Source organism: Pseudomonas maumuensis, assembly GCF_019139675.1.
Taxonomy (GTDB): domain Bacteria; phylum Pseudomonadota; class Gammaproteobacteria; order Pseudomonadales; family Pseudomonadaceae; genus Aquipseudomonas; species Aquipseudomonas maumuensis.
In genome coordinates, this window is the sequence record NZ_CP077077.1 from 1,728,890 (window position 1) to 1,746,107 (window position 17,218).

The following is a 17,218-nucleotide window of genomic DNA, read 5'->3' on the forward strand; positions in this document are numbered from 1 at the left end:
CTCGCTGTTGCAGCGCCTGTTTCGCCTAGAGGTAAGAGTCATGAAGCGTCTGTTGTCCGTTTTCGCCCTGGGGGGGGCGGTGTCGTTGGCCGGTTGCGTCGCGCCGACGCCCAAGCCCAACGATCCGTACTACGCGCCGGTCCTGCCGCGCACCCCGTTGCCGGCAGCGGCCAACAACGGTTCGATCTACCAGGCCGGTTTCGAGCAGGGCCTGTATACCGACCGCAAGGCGTTCCGGGTTGGCGACATCATCACCATCACCCTCAACGAGCGCACTTCGGCGAGCAAGAACGCCGGCTCGCAGATTCAGAAGAACAGCAAGGCCAACCTTGGGTTGACCTCGCTGTTCGGTACCGTGCCCAACACCAACAACCCGCTGGGCAGCGGCGATCTCACCCTCGAGGCCGGTTACAGCGGTGACCGTTCCACCAAAGGTGACAGCAAGGCGACCCAAGGCAACACCCTGACCGGTTCGATCACCGTCACCGTGGCCGAGGTGCTGCCCAATGGCATCATCGCCGTGCGCGGCGAGAAGTGGATGACCCTCAATACCGGCGAGGAGCTGGTGCGCATCGCCGGCCTCATACGTGCCGACGACATCGCCACGGACAACACCGTGCCGTCCACCCGTGTGGCCGACGCGCGCATCACCTATTCGGGCACCGGCTCGTTCGCCGATGCCAGCCAGCCCGGTTGGCTGGACCGTTTCTTCATCAGCCCGCTCTGGCCTTTCTGAGTACGGATGACCATGTTCAACGCTAGGCGGTTGATTGCCGCGACACTGCTTCTGTCCTTCGCCTTCGGTGCCCATGCCGAACGCTTGAAGGACATCGCCAGCATTTCCGGCGTGCGCGCCAACCAGTTGATTGGCTACGGTCTGGTGGTAGGCCTGAACGGCACCGGTGACCAGACCACCCAGACGCCGTTCACCCTGCAGACCTTCAACAACATGTTGTCGCAGTTCGGTATCAAGGTGCCGCCGGGGTCGGGTAACGTGCAGTTGAAAAACGTTGCGGCGGTGTCGGTGCATGCCGACCTGCCGGCCTTCGCCAAGCCTGGGCAGGTGATCGATATCACCGTGTCTTCGATCGGTAACTCCAAGAGCCTGCGCGGCGGCAGCTTGCTGATGACGCCACTCAAGGGCATCGACGGCAACGTCTACGCCATCGCTCAGGGCAACCTGGTGGTGGGCGGCTTCGACGCCGAAGGCCGTGATGGCTCGAAGATCACCGTCAATGTCCCGTCGGCTGGCCGCATTCCGGGTGGCGCCTCGGTGGAACGGGCGGTGCCGAGTGGATTCAATCAGGGCAACAGTCTCACCCTGAACCTCAATCGTCCGGACTTCACTACCGCCAAGCGCATCGTCGACAAGGTCAACGAGCTGCTGGGCCCGGGCGTGGCGCAGGCAGTCGACGGTGGCTCGGTGCGGGTGACCGCGCCGATGGACCCCAGTCAACGTGTAGATTACCTGTCCATTCTCGAGAACCTCGAGATCGACCCGGGCCAGGCCGTGGCCAAGGTCATCATCAACTCGCGCACCGGCACCATCGTGATTGGCCAGAACGTCAAGGTCTCGCCAGCGGCGGTGACCCACGGCAGTTTGACCGTGACCATTACCGAAGACCCGATCGTCAGCCAGCCGGGGCCGTTCTCCAATGGTCAGACTGCGGTGGTGCCGCGCTCGCGGGTCAACGCCGAGCAGGAAGCCAAGCCGATGTTCAAGTTCGGCCCGGGTACCACGCTGGATGAGATCGTTCGTGCGGTGAACCAGGTTGGCGCGGCACCGAGCGACCTGATGGCGATTCTCGAAGCCCTGAAGCAGGCCGGCGCGTTGCAGGCCGACCTGATCGTGATCTGAGGACGCCAGGGATGAATCCGAAAAGCCTGATTTCCGGTGCCGCCGACAGTGGAGCCTTCACCGACCTCAATCGCCTGGGTTCGCTCAAGCATGGCGATCGTGACAGTGAGGGCAATATCCGCAAGGTGGCCCAGGAGTTCGAGTCGCTGTTCGTCAGCGAGATGCTCAAGGCATCGCGCAAGGCCACCGATGTGATGGCCGATGAAGACAGTCCGATGAACAGCGATACGGTCAAGCAATACCGTGACATGTACGACCAGCAGTTGGCGGTGAGCATGTCCCGCCAAGGCGGTGGTATCGGTCTGCAGGACGTGTTGGTGCGCCAGTTGAGCAAGAACAAGGCGAGCGTCAACAACAGCCCGTTCCCACGAACCGACGTTGCTGCTCCTGCATTGTGGGGCAGTCGTATGGCCAACCCTGTGCGTGCCGAGCAGCCTGTGGCCGGGCGCAACGATGTGGCGGCGCTCAATTCGCGTCGTCTGGCGTTGCCGGGCAAGCTGACCGACCGTTTGTTGGCGGGCATCGTACCGCCAGCCGCCGTTGCCGGCGCAAATGGCGGCGACACGGCTGTGCCCGCTCATAATGGCCCTTCGCTCGCCGGCGTTGCTCGCGGCGATTGGCAGCCAGCCCAGGCCTTTGCCGCGCCGCGCGAGGGCATGCGTATTCTCGGCCGGGCCGTCGCCCAGCCGCCGCTGGCACCGAACAAGGCTTTCAGCGATAGCGACGCGTTCGTCGCCACCATGCTGCCGATGGCCGAACAGGCGGCCAAGCGCATCGGTATCGACCCACGCTACCTGGTGGCCCAGGCCGCGCTGGAAACCGGTTGGGGCAAGTCGGTCATGCGCAACCCCGACGGTAGCAGCAGCCACAACCTGTTCGGCATCAAGGCCACCGGTAACTGGCAGGGTGGCGAGGCGCGGGCGATCACCAGCGAGTTCCGTGGTGGTCAGTTCGTCAAGGAAACCGCGGCGTTCCGCTCCTACGGCTCCTACCAAGACAGCTTCCACGACCTGGTCAGCCTGCTGCAGAACAACAACCGCTATAAAGATGCCGTCGGCGCCGCCGATAACCCAGAACAGTTTGCAAGAGAGCTGCAGAAGGCTGGCTACGCGACCGATCCGGACTACGCCCGCAAGATCATCAGCATTGCCCGGCAACTGCAGCCGACCCAGGAATACGCCATGGCCGGCACTAACACGAATCTATAAGGATTGAAGCATGTCTCTGATCTCGATCGGGCTCTCCGGCCTGAACGCCAGCCAGACCGCGTTGGCCATCACGGGTAACAACATCGCCAACGCAGCGGTCTCTGGCTATTCTCGGCAGCAGATCATCCAGGGCACGGGCGCCTCGCACAATATCGGTGTCGGTTTCGTCGGTACCGGCACGACGCTGCAGGATGTGCGGCGCATCTACAACGCCTACCTGGACAATCAACTGCAGACCGCCACCTCGCTCAACACCGACGCGGCGGCGTTCCAGGATCAGATCACGGGTATCGACAAGCTGCTGGCCGAAAGCAGCACGGGTATCAGCTCGGTACTGACCGCGTTCTTCTCGGCGCTGCAGACCGCTTCGGCCAAGCCGGGTGATGTGGCCTCCCGCCAGCTGCTGCTGACCCAGGCACAGACCCTGAGCAATCGCTTCAACGCCATCTCCAGCGAGATGAACAAGCAGAACGACAGCATCAACAGCCAGCTGGATACGCTGTCAGGCCAGGTCAACAAGCTGACGTCGAGCATCGCTGACCTGAACAAGCAGATTACCCAGCTGTCGGCATCCGGCGCCTCGCCGAACAACCTGCTGGATGCGCGCAGCGAAGCGGTTCGTCAGCTCAATGAGCTGGTCGGCGTCACGGTGCAGGAGCGCGACGGCAACTACGACGTGTATCTGGGCAATGGCCAATCGCTGGTCACCGGCAACCGCGCCAATACCCTGACCGCGGTGCCGAGTGCCACGGACAAGAGCCAGTACAGCCTGCAGATCAACTATCCGACCTTCTCCTCGGACGTCACTTCGGTGGTCACCGGTGGGCAGATCGGCGGCCTGCTGCGTTACCGCCAGGATGTGCTCAATCCGTCGATGAACGAGCTGGGTCGTGTAGCCCTGGTGGTGGCTGACAGCATCAACAGCCAGTTGGGTCAGGGCCTGGATGCCAATGGACAGTTCGGCAGCGCGCTGTTTTCCAGCATCAACAGCGCTGCGGCGATCAGCCAGCGCAGCCTGGCTTCCGAGGGGAACAGCGCAGGTTCCGGCAATCTTGATGTGACCATCGCCAACAGTGGCGCGCTGACCACCTACGACTATGAGGTCAAGTTCACCGGCCCCAACCAGTACAGCGTGCGTCGCTCCGACGGCACCGACATGGGCAACTTCGACTTGACCACCACGCCCCCGCCGGTGATCGACGGCTTCACCCTCAAGCTCAATGGTGGCGGTCTTGCCGCTGGTGACAGCTTCAAGGTGATTCCGACGCGCACGGCGGCGGCGTCGATCAATACTACCCTCACGGACGCCAACAAGCTGGCGTTCGCCGGCCCGATCAATGGCATCGTCGGCAGCGGCAATACCGGCAGCGGCACTATCACCCCGCCGAATCTCGGTACCAACCTGAATATCTACGGTGGTGCCGACACCGCGCTGATCCAGGACTCAATCAAGCACTCGATGCCGGTGCGCATGGTGTTCCAGGCGGCCAGCGGTGGCACGCAGGCCTATGAGATTTTCGATGCCAAGGGCAACTCGATCGGTACCGGCACCATCGTGCCCGGTCAGGACAACAAGCTGACCATCAACGTGCCGATGCGTGATGCCACCGGCGCGCCGATCCTCGATGGCAGCGGCAATCCGCGTAAGTTCAGTGTCGAGACCACGGTGGGCGGCAGCCCGGCCGCCAACGACAGTTTCAGCTTTGGCTTCAACGCCGACGGCAAGGCCGACAACCGTAACGCCCAGGCGCTGCTGGGGCTGCAGACCAAATCCACGGTCGGTGTGAACTCCGGTGGCGGTACCAGCTTCACATCGTCCTACGCCTCGCTGGTCGAGCGCGTCGGCGCCAAGGCCAACCAGGCCAAAATCGATACCATTGCGACCACGGCCGTGCTCAATTCGGCCAAGGAAAGTCGCAATGGGGTTTCCGGTGTCAACCTGGACGATGAGGCGGCCAACCTGATCAAGTTCCAGCACTACTACACCGCGTCGTCGCAGATCATCAAGGCGGCGCAGGAAACCTTCAGCATTCTGATCAACGCCCTTTAAGGAGTAGCCATCGTGCGTATTTCCACTGCTCAGTTCTATGAGTCGAGCGCCAGTAGCTACACCAAGAACTTCGCTGACTTGATGAAGAGCAAGACGCAGATCGACACCGGTGTGCGCATCCAGACCGCCGCCGACGATCCGGTCGGCGCTGCACGCCTGTTGCTGCTGCAACAGCAGCAGGCGCTGCTCAAACAGTACGACGGCAACATGACCACGGTGAACAACTCGCTGCTGCAGGAAGAGAGCGTGCTGGCCACCATCAACGAGGCCATGCAGCGCGCCAGCGAGCTGGCCCTGCGTGCTGGTGGCGCTGGTGTGACCGACGCCGATCGGGTTTCCATCAGCAGCGAACTGAAAGAGATCGAGGCCAATATCTTCGGCCTGCTCAACTCGCGCGATGCCAATGGCGACTACATGTTCGGTGGCACCAAGACCTCGTCGCCACCCTATGTGCGTAATGCCGATGGCAGCTACAGCTACCAGGGCGACCAGACCCAGCTGAGCCTGCAGGTCTCCGACACCTTGAGCCTGGCTACCAACGACACGGGTTTCAGTATCTTCGATTCGGCCAAGAACAAGAGCCGTACCGAGTCCAGCCTGGTGGCGCCGCCGGTTGATGACGGCAAGGTCGCGCTTTCGCCGGGGTTGCTGACCTCGAACAACAGCTTCAACAGCAGCTTCACCGCAGGCCAGCCGTACAAGATCACCTTCACCAGCGCCACCCAGTACACGGTGACCGATGCGCTGGGCAACGACATCACCGCCGAGACGCCGACCAATGGCACTTTCGACAGCAAGGCCGAGGGGGGAAACCGCATCGCCTTGCGTGGAGTCGAGTTCGAAATCACGGCATCGCTGAAAGAAGGTGATGACGCCAATGCCGTCTTCGCCGGTCGTGAGTTCAGTGTGCAGGCCCGTCCCGATTCGCTGACCACCGTGCGTGGCGCCGGCAACCCCTCCAGCGCGCAGGTCACCAGCAGTGCCGTGACCGACCAGGCAGCTTACCGCAGCACCTTCCCAAGTAATGGCGCGGTGATCAAGTTTACCGGTGCCAACACTTACGAGTTCTATGCCCAGCCTTTGACTGCCGACAGCAAGCCGGTAGGCAGCGGGACCTTCACCGCGCCGTCGCTGACGGTGGCGGGTGTGACTTACCAGGTGTCTGGCACGCCGCAGGCGGGTGACCAGTTCGCCGTCAACGCGAACAACCATCAGAACCAGAGCGTGCTGGAAACCCTCAGCCAGCTGCGTTCGGCGTTGGATGCGCCACCTGGCACCGCGGGCGACAACATCGCGATCAAAAACGCCGTCGCCTCGGCGGTGGCCAATCTCGCCAGTGCCCGCGAGCAGGTGGATATCACTCGAGGTTCCATCGGTGCGCGCGGCAACTCGATCGATATCCAGCGCCAGGAAAACACCAGCCTGACCACGGCCAACAAGGTTACCCAGGACGCTATCGGTAACACCGATATGGCCGAGGCGTCGATCATGCTGACGCTGCAGCAGGCCATGCTCGAAGCTTCTCAGTTGGCCTTCTCGCGTATCTCGCAGCTGAGCCTGTTCAACAAGCTCTGAGTGCGCGCTCACGAAAAAGCCCCGGCCAGCGCCTCGCTGCCGGGGCTTTTTCGTGTCTGGCCCGCTGCCGCGAGACGAGCTCCGCGATAATTGACTGTGACTAATGAGTCAAATCGTGCATCTTCCTTGTATTCTATGCGGCAGCTGCTGCAGCATTTTGTTACCGGTGCGCAGAAGGGCAGGCCAGATGTCGGCCTGGCCGAGGCCTATGGCCCTCGACCCGGTAGGTGGCGCCCTCAATTCATCGAGTGGCGGTCTTTGGCTGTTTTCATTGGGAAGCCAGAATGATTGGCATCAAAAGCATCGCGAGTTATGTGCCCACCGCTGGCCTGGACAACTACGTCCAGGGTGCGAAGTTCGGCAAGGACGAAGAGTTCATGTTCGGCAAGATCGGCGCCTCTTTCCTGCCGCGCAAGGCCGAGGAGCAGGAGACGTCCGACCTTTGTGTCGAGGCGGCCCGGGCACTGTTCGCCAACAACCCGGAGCTGGATCCGCAGGCGATCGATGTGCTGATCGTGGTCACCCAGAACGGTGACGAAGAGGGCTTGCCGCACACCGCGGCGATCGTCCAGAACAAGCTGGGTCTGTCGACTCGCGTGGCGGCCTTCGATGTGTCGCTGGGCTGCTCCGGTTATGTCTATGGCCTTTACGCCATCAAGGGTTTCATGCAGGCGGCGGGGTTGAAAAACGGCCTGCTGATCACTGCCGACCCGTATTCGAAGATCGTCGATCCGGAAGACCGTAACACCACCATGTTGTTCGGCGATGCCGCCACCGCCACCTGGATGGGCGAAAATGCCGTCTGGCAGTTGGGTGAGGCGCGTTTCGGTACCGACGGCTCGGGTGCCGAGCACCTGAAGGTCAGTGATGGCACCTTCTTCATGAACGGTCGCCAGGTATTCAACTTCGCGCTGGTCAAGGTGCCGGCGCACCTGCATGAATTGCTCGCGGCCAGCGGCCTGCAGTCCTCGGACATCGATGCGTTCTGCATTCACCAGGGCAGTGCGGCGATCGTCGATGCCGTGGCGCGACGCTTCGAGGAGCAGCATCCGGAGAAGTTCGTCAAGGACATGCTCGAGACCGGTAATACCGTGTCCTCCAGCGTGCCGCTGCTGCTGCAGAAGCACATGTTCGATAGCAGCTGGCGGCGTGTGGCCATCAGTGGTTTCGGTGTGGGGTTGTCCTGGGGTTCGGCAATTATCTATCGCGACTGATTCGAGGCGGTCTCGAAAAAAACGCCTGGCGTATTCCGCCAGGCGTTTTTTTATGCGCAAAAGGGTTGGAGTGGTCCCTATGGAAGGGGGCGGGTTTGCCCCGCGATGGCCTGTACAGCAGGCCCCGATCGTCCGTCGCCGAATCGATAAACCCCTGATTTTATGGGGGTGGCTGGGTGATGGCATTTTTTTTTCGAAAATGCCCTCAAGCAACCCACGCAGACGACGATAAACATTACGAAGGTTCTCTAGGCCATACCCGGCGGATGCCAGGGCCGGAAGCCGCAGTACCCATCCAACGAGGATTTCGTCATGGCTTTAACTGTAAACACCAACATTGCTTCGGTTACTACTCAGGTTAACCTGAACAAGGCCAGCACCGCCCAGACCACTTCGATGCAGCGCCTGTCTTCCGGCCTGCGCATCAACAGCGCCAAAGACGACGCTGCCGGCCTGCAGATCGCCAACCGTCTGACCAGCCAGATCAACGGCCTGGGCCAGGCAGTCAAGAACGCCAACGACGGTATCTCGATCGCCCAGACCGCCGAAGGCGCGATGCAGGCTTCGACCGACATCCTGCAGAAAATGCGTACCCTGGCACTGTCCTCGGCCACTGGCTCCCTGAGCGCCGACGACCGTAAGTCGAACAACGACGAATACCAGGCTCTGACTGCCGAACTGAACCGTATCTCCACCACCACCACCTTTGGTGGCCAGAAGCTGCTGGACGGTTCCTACGGCACCAAGGCCATCCAGGTCGGCGCCAACGCCAACGAAACCATCAACCTGACCCTGGAAAACGTTGCTGCCAGCAACATCGGTTCCCAGCAGGTCAAGAGCATGGGCGTTGCTCCAAGCAACACCGGTGTTGCCGGTGGCCTGGTCAACGTAACCGGTAACGGCCAGACCGCTGCGGTCACCATCGCTGCTGGCGCTTCCGCCAAGACCATCGCCAGCCAGCTGAACGGTTCCATTGGTGGCCTGAGCGCTACCGCCAGCACCGAAGCTCAGTTCGTTGTCGGCGCCGGTGCTGCTACCGCTCCTGCTACCTTCGACATGACCGTTGGCGGCCAGACCACCAAGTTCGTCGGCGTCAAAGACACCGCCAACCTGGCTGACCAGCTGAAGTCGAACGCTGCCAAACTGGGCATCAGCGTCAACTACGACGAAGCCAAAGGCACCCTGTCGGTCAAGTCCGACACCGGTGAGAACATCTCGTTCGCCAACTCCACCGCTGCCGGTACCATCACTATTGCAACCAAGGACGGCTCGGGCGCCTACGGTGCTGGCGTCGCTCTGGCTGACGGCCTGATCGCCACTGGCGCTGTGAACCTGGACTCGGCCAAGGGCTACGCTCTGAGCGGCGCTGGTGTTACCGGCCTGTTCGACGCCGGTACCGACGCTTCGTCGGTCAAGACCACCATCGCCAACACCGACGTCACCGACGCCACCAAGGCCCAGAACGCCCTGGCCGTTATCGACAAGGCCATCGGTTCGATCGACAGCGTCCGTTCGGGCCTGGGTGCTACCCAGAACCGTCTGACCACCACCGTCGACAACCTGCAGAACATCCAGAAGAACTCCACCGCTGCCCGTTCCACCGTGCAGGACGTGGACTTCGCTTCGGAAACTGCAGAGCTGACCAAGCAGCAGACCCTGCAGCAGGCTTCGACTGCGATCCTGTCGCAGGCTAACCAGCTGCCTTCCTCGGTCCTGAAACTGCTTCAGTAATTCAGGCGCCTGAGTAAGAGGTGGAAGGGCGCGTTTACGTGCCCTTTCGCTTTTTTGACATGAGGAGTTCGAAGCATGGACATGAGTGTCAAGCTGAACCAGGTGTATCCTCCGGTGCTGCCTCAGGCAGTGGCGACTGCCAAGGACCCGCTGGTGCCTGCCAAGGTGCCGGAAACCGTGGCTGCCGATGACAAGCCGCACACCCGCGAAGACCTGGAGAAGGCGGTTGGCGATATCCGTGATTTCGTCCAATCGAGCCAGCGCAAGCTGGATTTTTCAATCGATGATTCCACCGGCCGGGTAGTGGTCAAGGTGATCGCCACCGAATCCGGTGATGTGATCCGCCAACTCCCGTCGGAAACCGCGCTGAAGCTGGCACAAAGCCTCAGCGAAGCCGGCAGCCTGTTGTTTGACGACAAGGTGTAGGCTGGCATGATTTTTGTTGCTGTCGGTCATTTGAGGCGTGTAGTCGTCAAGGACCCGGCAGCTACCGAACAAGGAGAGCAATGATGGCAGGTTCAACTATCAGCGGTATCGGATCGGGCATCGATACCCAGGCGATTGTGAAGTCCCTGGTGGACGCGCAGAAGGCGCCGAAGCAGGCACAGATCAATACCCAGACACTGAAGGCAACCACCACATTGTCCTCGATCGGCAAGATCCAGGCGGCCCTGGATGCCTTCCGTGGTGCTCTGACCAGCATGACCAACGACAACAGCTTCGGTGGTCTGGCGCTGAAGTCTTCCGACGAGAAAGTCGCCACCATTACCGCAGGTGCGGGTGCGGCCACTGGCTCGTTCAACCTGGTGGTGGAGCAGTTGGCGTCTGCGTCCAAAGTGTCCACCAAGGTGTACGCCGGTGGCGCTAATAGCGTGGTCAATCCCGGTAGCACGGCAACCAAGCTGACCATTACCCAGAATGGCAAGAACCACGACGTGAGTATCCCGCCGGGCGCCACGTTGCAGCAGGTGCGTGAAGCGATCAACAGCCAGTTCGGGACTGCGGGTCTGAGTGCCAACGTACTGACCGACGCCTCGGGTTCGCGCCTGGTGATCACCTCCAACAAGATGGGGGTGGGTTCCGATATCACTCTGTCGGGGAATTCGGGCATCGACACCGGGTACACGGTCGTGGATCCGCCCCAGAATGCCAAGTACAAGCTCGATGGCATCTCCATGGAGTCCAAGAGCAACGATATCAGCGACGCGGTGAGCGGCCTGAATATCAAGCTGGTGGGTGTTTCGCCCAAGGACAAAGATAACAAAGAGTTCCTCAATACCACGCTGTCGCTGACCACCAGCTCCAGCGCGTTGAAGTCGGGTCTGAAAGGTTTCATCGACACCTACAACGCGCTGATCAAGGCGGTCAACGCCGAGACCAAAGTGACGAAGAATGCCGACGGCACCATGACTGCCGCCACGCTCACGGGTGATGCGTCCATGCGTGCATTGATGTCTTCGATCCGTGAAGAAATGAACGCGCTTTCCGGCAACGGCACGATGAAGTCGCTTGCCGCCTTTGGTGTAACCTCGTCCCAGGATGGCGGTACGCTCAGTCTCGACGACAAGAAGTGGGACAAGGCGGCGGCTACCAACGCCGGTGACCTGACCAGCATCTTCAATGGCAAGGATGGCCTGCTGGCGCGTCTGCAGAAGGCCACAGAGCCCTATGCCAAGGCCAGCACCGGCACCCTGGCCGAGCGCTCCAAGGCCTTGTCCGAAAGCCTGACCAAGCTCAAGACCGAGCAGGACACGCTGGATACCCGCATGGAAGCCCTGCGCGTCAGCCTGCAGGACAAGTACAACAACATGGATACCCTGGTCTCCCAGTTGCGCCAGCAGCAGCAGAATGTGCTGGGCACGCTCAATGCGTTGAACAACGCCAAGAGCGACAAATAATCCGTGAGTGTTGCGTGAAGTCCGGGCATGATGCCCGGCTTCATGCATCGGTCGGTAAAGTTTTGCGCCGCCGGCCCGATACAAGGACTATCGAACCTACCGTTTTTGCCCGTCACGAGGTCGCAAGATGAATCCCATGAGAGCCCTTCGTCAGTACCAGAAGGTCAATTCCCATGCCCAGATTTCCGAAGCAACGCCCCATCGTTTGGTGCAGATGCTGATGGAGGGTGGGCTCGATCGCATGGCCCAGGCCAAAGGTGCGCTGGCCCGTGGCGACATCGCCGAGAAAGGTCTGATGCTCGGCAAGGCCATCGACATCATCATCGGGCTTAACGACGGCCTCGACGCGCAGAAGAGCGAAGACCCTGCCTACATCGAGCAGTTGTCCAGTCTCTACGCTTACATGACCAATCGCTTGATGCAGGCCAACATCGACAACGACCCGGCGATCATCGACGAGGTCGCGCAGTTGCTGATCACCGTCAAGACCGGCTGGGATGCAATTGCCGATGCGCAACAGCCCGCCTGAGGCGGGGAAGGGGAGAGCAAGGTGAATAGCGCGCTGCAACGATTCGACGACACCCGTGATGCCCTGCTCCAGGCCTTGGGGGCGCGCGACTGGGAAGCCATTGGCAGGCTCGACGAAACCTGCCGCGCCTGCATCGACGACATGCTCAGTGCCCCGGCATTGGACGAGGCGCTGGTCAGGGAGCGGTTGGAAGGGCTGTTGCAGGTCTATGGCGAGCTGGTCAGCGTCACTACCGGTGAGCGGCAGGCCATCGCCGATGAAATGACCCAGATCAACCAAGCAAAGAATGCGTCGAAGGTTTACCATTTATTCAGTTAAGATGCACCGAACTGAGTAAGAGGCGCCATAAATTTGACTGCTTCGGTCTTTTTGACTTTACTAGTGGCTGTTTTCGATATTCAGACGTCCGAACACTGACCATTCAGTCGGAATGATGTCGTGCATGCCTTCGGGCGCCGATATGACTAGGGAAGTTGCTATTGCATGTGGCGTGAAACCAAGATTCTCCTGATCGATGACGACAGCGAACGCCGCCGCGATCTGGCGGTGGTCCTGAATTTTCTCGGCGAAGAAAACCTTTCTTGCTCCAGCCAGGACTGGCAGCAGGTGGTCGAAGGTTTGTCTTCCAGTCGTGAAGTGCTGTGTGTCCTGATCGGGACCGTAAATGCCCCAGCCAGTGTGCTGGGGCTCCTTAAGACAGTGGTCGGATGGGATGAGTTCCTTCCGGTTCTGCTTCTGGGTGAAATTTCTTCCGCGGACTTCCCCGACGACCTGCGTCGTCGCGTGCTCTCCAATCTCGAGATGCCGCCGAGCTACAGCCAGTTGCTCGACTCCCTGCACCGTGCCCAGGTCTACCGCGAAATGTATGACCAGGCTCGCGAGCGCGGTCGCCAGCGCGAGCCCAATCTGTTCCGCAGCCTGGTGGGTACTAGCCGTGCCATCCAGCATGTGCGGCAGATGATGCAGCAGGTGGCCGACACCGACGCCAGCGTGCTGATCCTTGGTGAGTCCGGTACCGGCAAGGAGGTGGTTGCGCGTAACCTGCACTACCACTCCAAGCGCCGCGAAGCGCCGTTCGTGCCGGTCAACTGCGGTGCGATCCCGGCGGAGCTGCTCGAGAGCGAGCTGTTCGGTCACGAGAAGGGGGCCTTCACCGGCGCGATCACCAGTCGTGCTGGGCGTTTCGAGCTGGCCAACGGCGGTACCCTGTTCCTCGACGAGATCGGCGACATGCCGCTGCCGATGCAGGTCAAGCTATTGCGCGTGCTGCAGGAGCGTACTTTCGAGCGGGTCGGTAGCAACAAGACCCAAAGCATCGATGTGCGCATCATTGCCGCGACGCACAAGAACCTGGAGACCATGATCGAGGACGGGACTTTCCGTGAGGATTTGTATTACCGGCTGAACGTGTTCCCTATCGAGATGGCGCCATTGCGTGAGCGGGTGGAAGACATCCCGCTGTTGATGAACGAACTGATCTCGCGCATGGAGCATGAAAAGCGCGGTTCGATTCGCTTCAACTCCGCCTCGATCATGTCGCTGTGCCGCCATGGCTGGCCGGGCAACGTCCGCGAACTGGCCAACCTGGTGGAGCGCATGGCGATCATGCATCCCTATGGGGTGATCGGCGTAGCAGAGCTGCCGAAGAAGTTCCGCTACGTGGACGACGAAGACGAGCAGTTGGTCGACAGCCTGCGCAGCGATCTCGAGGAGCGCGTGGCGATCAACGGACATGCGCCGAGCTTCGCCAACCATGCCATGTTGCCGCCTGAGGGGTTGGACCTGAAGGATTACCTCGGCAGTCTCGAGCAAGGGCTGATCCAGCAGGCGCTGGACGATGCCAATGGTATCGTCGCCCGTGCCGCCGAGCGGTTGCGTATCCGGCGTACCACCTTGGTCGAGAAGATGCGCAAGTACGGCATGAGCCGCCAGGGCGGCGAGGAACAGGCGGACGACTGATTTCGCCCGGCAAGTCGAAGTGGCCGGGGTGGGTAACCGCTCCGGCCATTGAGTTCGATCAACAAGCCCGCTTGCCATTATCCCCATCTCCGGCACGGCTATTGCTACACCGCTGGCAACATACCGTTTTTATGACGGTCAGCCACGCGAGAGAGCACGATGCCCCAGGCCGCCCACCGTTCCCCAGCCCACGATTCGCGCGGGCACACCCCGCTCGAGCAGGAAAGCCGGCAGGGTCTTGAGCAGGCGTTTGCCCTGTTCGATCAGGTCTCCAGTCAGCTGAGTCAGTCCTACAACATGCTCGAGGCCCGCGTCAGCGAGCTCAAGGGCGAGCTGGCGGTGGTCAGTGCGCAGCGCATGGCCGAGCTGGATGAGAAGGAGCGCCTGGCCAACCGTCTGCAGAACCTGCTGGACCTGCTGCCGGGCGGTGTCATCGTGATCGATGCCGAGGGCTTCGTGCGCGAAGCCAATCCAGCGGCCTGCGAATTGCTCGGTGAGCCGTTGGTGGGCGTGCTGTGGCGCCAGGTGATCGCCCGCAGCTTCGCCCCGCGGGAGGATGACGGTCACGAGGTATCGCTGCGCGACGGGCGTCGCCTGTCCATCGCCACGCGCTCCCTCGACGCCGAGCCCGGCCAGTTGGTGTTGCTCAATGACCTGACCGAAACCCGTCGTATGCAGGACCAGTTGGCGCGGCACGAGCGTCTGTCGTCCTTGGGGCGCATGGTCGCGTCCCTGGCCCATCAGATCCGCACGCCGCTGTCGGCAGCGATGCTGTATGCCAGTCATCTGGCCGACCCTGAGCAGGTGTTGGCGGACGAGACCCGCCAGCGCTTCGCCGGCAACCTCAAGGAGCGCCTGCACGAACTCGAGCATCAAGTGCGCGACATGCTGGTGTTTGCCCGTGGCGAGTTGCCGCTCAATGATCGGATCAGTCCGAAAGCGCTGTTCCAGGCGTTGCAGCAGGCGGCCCATGTGCATGTCCAGGGGCATGCGGTGCGCTGGCAGTGCGACAGTCACCTGGGCGAGTTGCTGTGCAACCGCGATACATTGGTCGGCGCGCTGCTCAACCTGATTGAAAATGCCCTGCAGGCCAGCAGCGAGCCGGCGAGGCTGAAGGTTCACCTGTCGCGTCGCGAAGATAGCCTGCGGGTGTGCGTCAGTGACGCTGGCAGCGGCATCGACCCAGGAGTGCTGGCGCGCTTGGGTGAACCCTTCCTGACCACCAAGGCCACTGGCACCGGCCTGGGCCTGGCGGTGGTTCAGGCCGTGGTGCGGGCGCATCGCGGTACGCTGAGCCTGCGCTCGAAGGTTGGGCGTGGCACCTGTGTCAGCGTCGTGTTGCCATTGATCGATGGACGGCTGGAGGCCATTCAATGAGCGTCAAGGTTCTGCTGGTGGAGGATGATCGGATCCTGCGCCAGGCGTTGGCCGATACCCTGGAGCTTGGCGGGTTCTGCCATCGCGCCGTCGGCAGCGCGGAAGATGCTCTGCTGGCAGTGGCCGAAGAGTCCTTCGGCCTGGTGGTCAGTGACGTGAACATGCCGGGCATGGATGGGCATCAACTGCTGGCGCAGTTGCGCCGCCATCATCCGCACCTTCCGGTGTTGCTGATGACGGCTCACGCGGCTGTGGAGCGGGCCGTCGAGGCCATGCGCCAAGGCGCCGCCGATTACCTGGTGAAGCCTTTCGAGCCCAAGGCCCTGATCAGCCTGGTGGCGCGCCATGCCACCGGGGGTGGGGTGTCGACCGATGAAGAGGGGCCGGTGGCTTGCGAGCCGGCCAGTCGTCAATTGCTGGAGCTGGCGGCCAGGGTCGCGCAAAGCGACTCGACGGTGCTGATCTCCGGCGAATCCGGGACGGGCAAGGAAGTATTGGCGCGCTACATCCATCAGCAGTCGCGGCGGGCCGATCAGCCGTTCGTGGCGATCAACTGCGCGGCGATCCCGGACAACATGCTCGAGGCGACCCTGTTCGGCCATGAGAAGGGCGCCTTCACCGGGGCGATTGCCGCGCAGGCTGGCAAGTTCGAGCAAGCCGATGGTGGCACCTTGCTGCTCGACGAGATTTCCGAGATGCCGCTGGGGTTGCAGGCCAAGCTGTTGCGTGTGCTGCAGGAGCGCGAGGTCGAGCGCGTCGGTGGGCGCAAGCCCATCGCCCTGGATATCCGCATTCTCGCCACGACCAACCGTGACCTGGTGGGTGAGGTGGCGGCCGGGCGCTTCCGTGAAGACCTGTACTACCGCCTTTCGGTGTTCCCCATGGCCTGGCGGGCCCTGCGCGAGCGTCCCGCCGATATCTTGCCGTTGGCTGAGCGCCTGTTGGCGCGCCACGTGGCGAAGATGCGCCATGCCCAGGTGAGGTTGTCCGCCGACGCGCAGGCTTGCCTGCGGGCATACGCCTGGCCGGGCAACGTGCGGGAGCTGGACAACGCCATGCAGCGGGCGTTGATTCTGCAGCAGGGTGGGGTGATCGAGGCGGCGGATTTCTGTCTGGCCGGCGCCATTCCGTTGTCGGTGCCGAAGGTGGCCAGTATTGAGCCATTATCTGCCGAGTCGGACGCCGAAGTCGGCGGTCTGGGTGATGACATGCGGCGCCACGAGTTCCAGATGATCATCGACACCTTGCGCGCCGAGCGCGGGCGTCGCAAGGAGGCCGCCGAGCGTCTGGGTATCAGCCCGCGCACCTTGCGCTACAAGCTGGCGCAGATGCGTGACGCAGGGTTGGACGTCGAGGCCAGCCTGTTTGGTTGATGTGTCGTTTTGAACGTTTTTCGGGTTGGCTGGCACTCCTCTTGCTAGCACCAACCCATTCGCTGCATGAGTGTCAAAAAAATGCGGCCGCCGGAGAGAGAAGTCCATGACCCAAGGTGTTGAATTCAATCGTCTGATGTTGGATATGCGTGCCATGCAGGCCGATGCCATGTCCCTGCCCAAGGCTGTCGCCGCGCCTGAGCTGGCGCCGGGCCAGAGCAGTTTCGCCGACATGCTCGGGCAGGCCATTGGCAAGGTGCATGAGACGCAACAGGCATCCAGCCAGCTGGCCAACGCCTTCGAGATCGGCAAGAGCGGTGTCGACCTGACTGACGTGATGATTGCCTCGCAAAAGGCTTCGGTGTCGTTCCAGGCCATGACCCAGGTACGCAACAAACTGGTACAGGCGTACCAGGACATCATGCAGATGCCGGTATAAGGGCGAG

15 protein-coding genes are annotated in these 17,218 nt (G+C 61.7%); all 15 read left to right on the top strand.

Features of this window, described 5'->3' with window-relative positions:
* Positions 1 to 40 precede the first annotated feature (40 nt).
* The 15 genes from flgH to fliE all read left to right on the top strand — a co-directional run bounded on the left by flgH (position 41) and on the right by fliE (position 17,211).
* Positions 41 to 736 (top strand): flagellar basal body L-ring protein FlgH, encoded by a 696-nt coding sequence (flgH, locus tag KSS90_RS07995; protein ID WP_217868923.1) that lies wholly within the window; start codon positions 41 to 43, stop codon positions 734 to 736.
* A gap of 12 nt (positions 737 to 748) precedes the next feature.
* Positions 749 to 1,858, top strand: coding sequence for a flagellar basal body P-ring protein FlgI (locus tag KSS90_RS08000; protein ID WP_437180064.1), 1,110 nt, complete (start codon positions 749 to 751; stop codon positions 1,856 to 1,858).
* A gap of 11 nt (positions 1,859 to 1,869) precedes the next feature.
* Positions 1,870 to 3,066 carry a flagellar assembly peptidoglycan hydrolase FlgJ gene (gene flgJ / locus KSS90_RS08005; protein ID WP_217868925.1) on the top strand — a complete coding sequence of 399 codons (1,197 nt, stop codon included), beginning with the start codon at positions 1,870 to 1,872 and terminating at the stop codon, positions 3,064 to 3,066.
* A 10-nt stretch (positions 3,067 to 3,076) separates the two neighbouring features.
* Entirely contained in the window at positions 3,077 to 5,116 is a 2,040-nt protein-coding gene (gene flgK, locus KSS90_RS08010; RefSeq protein ID WP_217868926.1) for a flagellar hook-associated protein FlgK, read from the top strand.
* 12 nt (positions 5,117 to 5,128) lie between these two features.
* Positions 5,129 to 6,691, top strand: a complete 1,563-nt coding sequence (locus tag KSS90_RS08015) for a flagellar hook-associated protein 3 (protein ID WP_217868927.1) — start codon at positions 5,129 to 5,131, stop codon at positions 6,689 to 6,691.
* A 284-nt stretch (positions 6,692 to 6,975) separates the two neighbouring features.
* Complete coding sequence (locus KSS90_RS08020) at positions 6,976 to 7,905, top strand: ketoacyl-ACP synthase III (protein ID WP_217868928.1); 930 nt, start codon at positions 6,976 to 6,978, stop codon at positions 7,903 to 7,905.
* A 312-nt stretch (positions 7,906 to 8,217) separates the two neighbouring features.
* Entirely contained in the window at positions 8,218 to 9,636 is a 1,419-nt protein-coding gene (locus KSS90_RS08025) for a flagellin N-terminal helical domain-containing protein (RefSeq protein WP_217868929.1), read from the top strand.
* Positions 9,637 to 9,711: 75 nt separating this feature from the next.
* Positions 9,712 to 10,062 (top strand): flagellar protein FlaG, encoded by a 351-nt coding sequence (locus KSS90_RS08030; protein ID WP_217868930.1) that lies wholly within the window; start codon positions 9,712 to 9,714, stop codon positions 10,060 to 10,062.
* Positions 10,063 to 10,145: 83 nt separating this feature from the next.
* On the top strand, positions 10,146 to 11,534 hold the full coding sequence (gene fliD, locus KSS90_RS08035) for a flagellar filament capping protein FliD (protein WP_217868931.1): 1,389 nt from the start codon (positions 10,146 to 10,148) through the stop codon (positions 11,532 to 11,534).
* Between the two features lie 127 nt (positions 11,535 to 11,661).
* Positions 11,662 to 12,063, top strand: a complete 402-nt coding sequence (fliS, locus tag KSS90_RS08040) for a flagellar export chaperone FliS (RefSeq protein ID WP_110605511.1) — start codon at positions 11,662 to 11,664, stop codon at positions 12,061 to 12,063.
* 21 nt (positions 12,064 to 12,084) lie between these two features.
* Positions 12,085 to 12,381, top strand: a complete 297-nt coding sequence (fliT, locus tag KSS90_RS08045; RefSeq protein ID WP_217868932.1) for a flagellar protein FliT — start codon at positions 12,085 to 12,087, stop codon at positions 12,379 to 12,381.
* Between the two features lie 165 nt (positions 12,382 to 12,546).
* Positions 12,547 to 14,022, top strand: coding sequence for a transcriptional regulator FleQ (gene fleQ / locus KSS90_RS08050; RefSeq protein WP_217868933.1), 1,476 nt, complete (start codon positions 12,547 to 12,549; stop codon positions 14,020 to 14,022).
* A gap of 159 nt (positions 14,023 to 14,181) precedes the next feature.
* Positions 14,182 to 15,399 carry a sensor histidine kinase gene (locus tag KSS90_RS08055; protein WP_217868934.1) on the top strand — a complete coding sequence of 406 codons (1,218 nt, stop codon included), beginning with the start codon at positions 14,182 to 14,184 and terminating at the stop codon, positions 15,397 to 15,399.
* Positions 15,396 to 16,772 carry a sigma-54-dependent transcriptional regulator gene (locus KSS90_RS08060; RefSeq protein WP_217868935.1) on the top strand — a complete coding sequence of 459 codons (1,377 nt, stop codon included), beginning with the start codon at positions 15,396 to 15,398 and terminating at the stop codon, positions 16,770 to 16,772. The genes KSS90_RS08055 and KSS90_RS08060 overlap by 4 nt, the downstream gene beginning before the upstream one ends.
* 106 nt (positions 16,773 to 16,878) lie before the next feature.
* Complete coding sequence (gene fliE / locus KSS90_RS08065) at positions 16,879 to 17,211, top strand: flagellar hook-basal body complex protein FliE (protein ID WP_217868936.1); 333 nt, start codon at positions 16,879 to 16,881, stop codon at positions 17,209 to 17,211.
* Positions 17,212 to 17,218 lie beyond the last annotated feature (7 nt).

Bases quoted from the DNA above. Each gene is read 5' to 3' on its own strand.
- flgH (WP_217868923.1), top strand. From the start codon at position 41: ATGAAGCGTCTGTTGTCCGTTTTCGCCCTGGGGGGGGCGGTGTCGTTG.
- KSS90_RS08000 (WP_437180064.1), top strand. From the start codon at position 749: ATGTTCAACGCTAGGCGGTTGATTGCCGCGACACTGCTTCTGTCCTTC.
- flgJ (WP_217868925.1), top strand. From the start codon at position 1,870: ATGAATCCGAAAAGCCTGATTTCCGGTGCCGCCGACAGTGGAGCCTTC.
- flgK (WP_217868926.1), top strand. From the start codon at position 3,077: ATGTCTCTGATCTCGATCGGGCTCTCCGGCCTGAACGCCAGCCAGACC.
- KSS90_RS08020 (WP_217868928.1), top strand. From the start codon at position 6,976: ATGATTGGCATCAAAAGCATCGCGAGTTATGTGCCCACCGCTGGCCTG.
- KSS90_RS08025 (WP_217868929.1), top strand. From the start codon at position 8,218: ATGGCTTTAACTGTAAACACCAACATTGCTTCGGTTACTACTCAGGTT.
- KSS90_RS08030 (WP_217868930.1), top strand. From the start codon at position 9,712: ATGGACATGAGTGTCAAGCTGAACCAGGTGTATCCTCCGGTGCTGCCT.
- fliD (WP_217868931.1), top strand. From the start codon at position 10,146: ATGGCAGGTTCAACTATCAGCGGTATCGGATCGGGCATCGATACCCAG.
- fliS (WP_110605511.1), top strand. From the start codon at position 11,662: ATGAATCCCATGAGAGCCCTTCGTCAGTACCAGAAGGTCAATTCCCAT.
- fleQ (WP_217868933.1), top strand. From the start codon at position 12,547: ATGTGGCGTGAAACCAAGATTCTCCTGATCGATGACGACAGCGAACGC.
- KSS90_RS08055 (WP_217868934.1), top strand. From the start codon at position 14,182: ATGCCCCAGGCCGCCCACCGTTCCCCAGCCCACGATTCGCGCGGGCAC.
- KSS90_RS08060 (WP_217868935.1), top strand. From the start codon at position 15,396: ATGAGCGTCAAGGTTCTGCTGGTGGAGGATGATCGGATCCTGCGCCAG.
- fliE (WP_217868936.1), top strand. From the start codon at position 16,879: ATGACCCAAGGTGTTGAATTCAATCGTCTGATGTTGGATATGCGTGCC.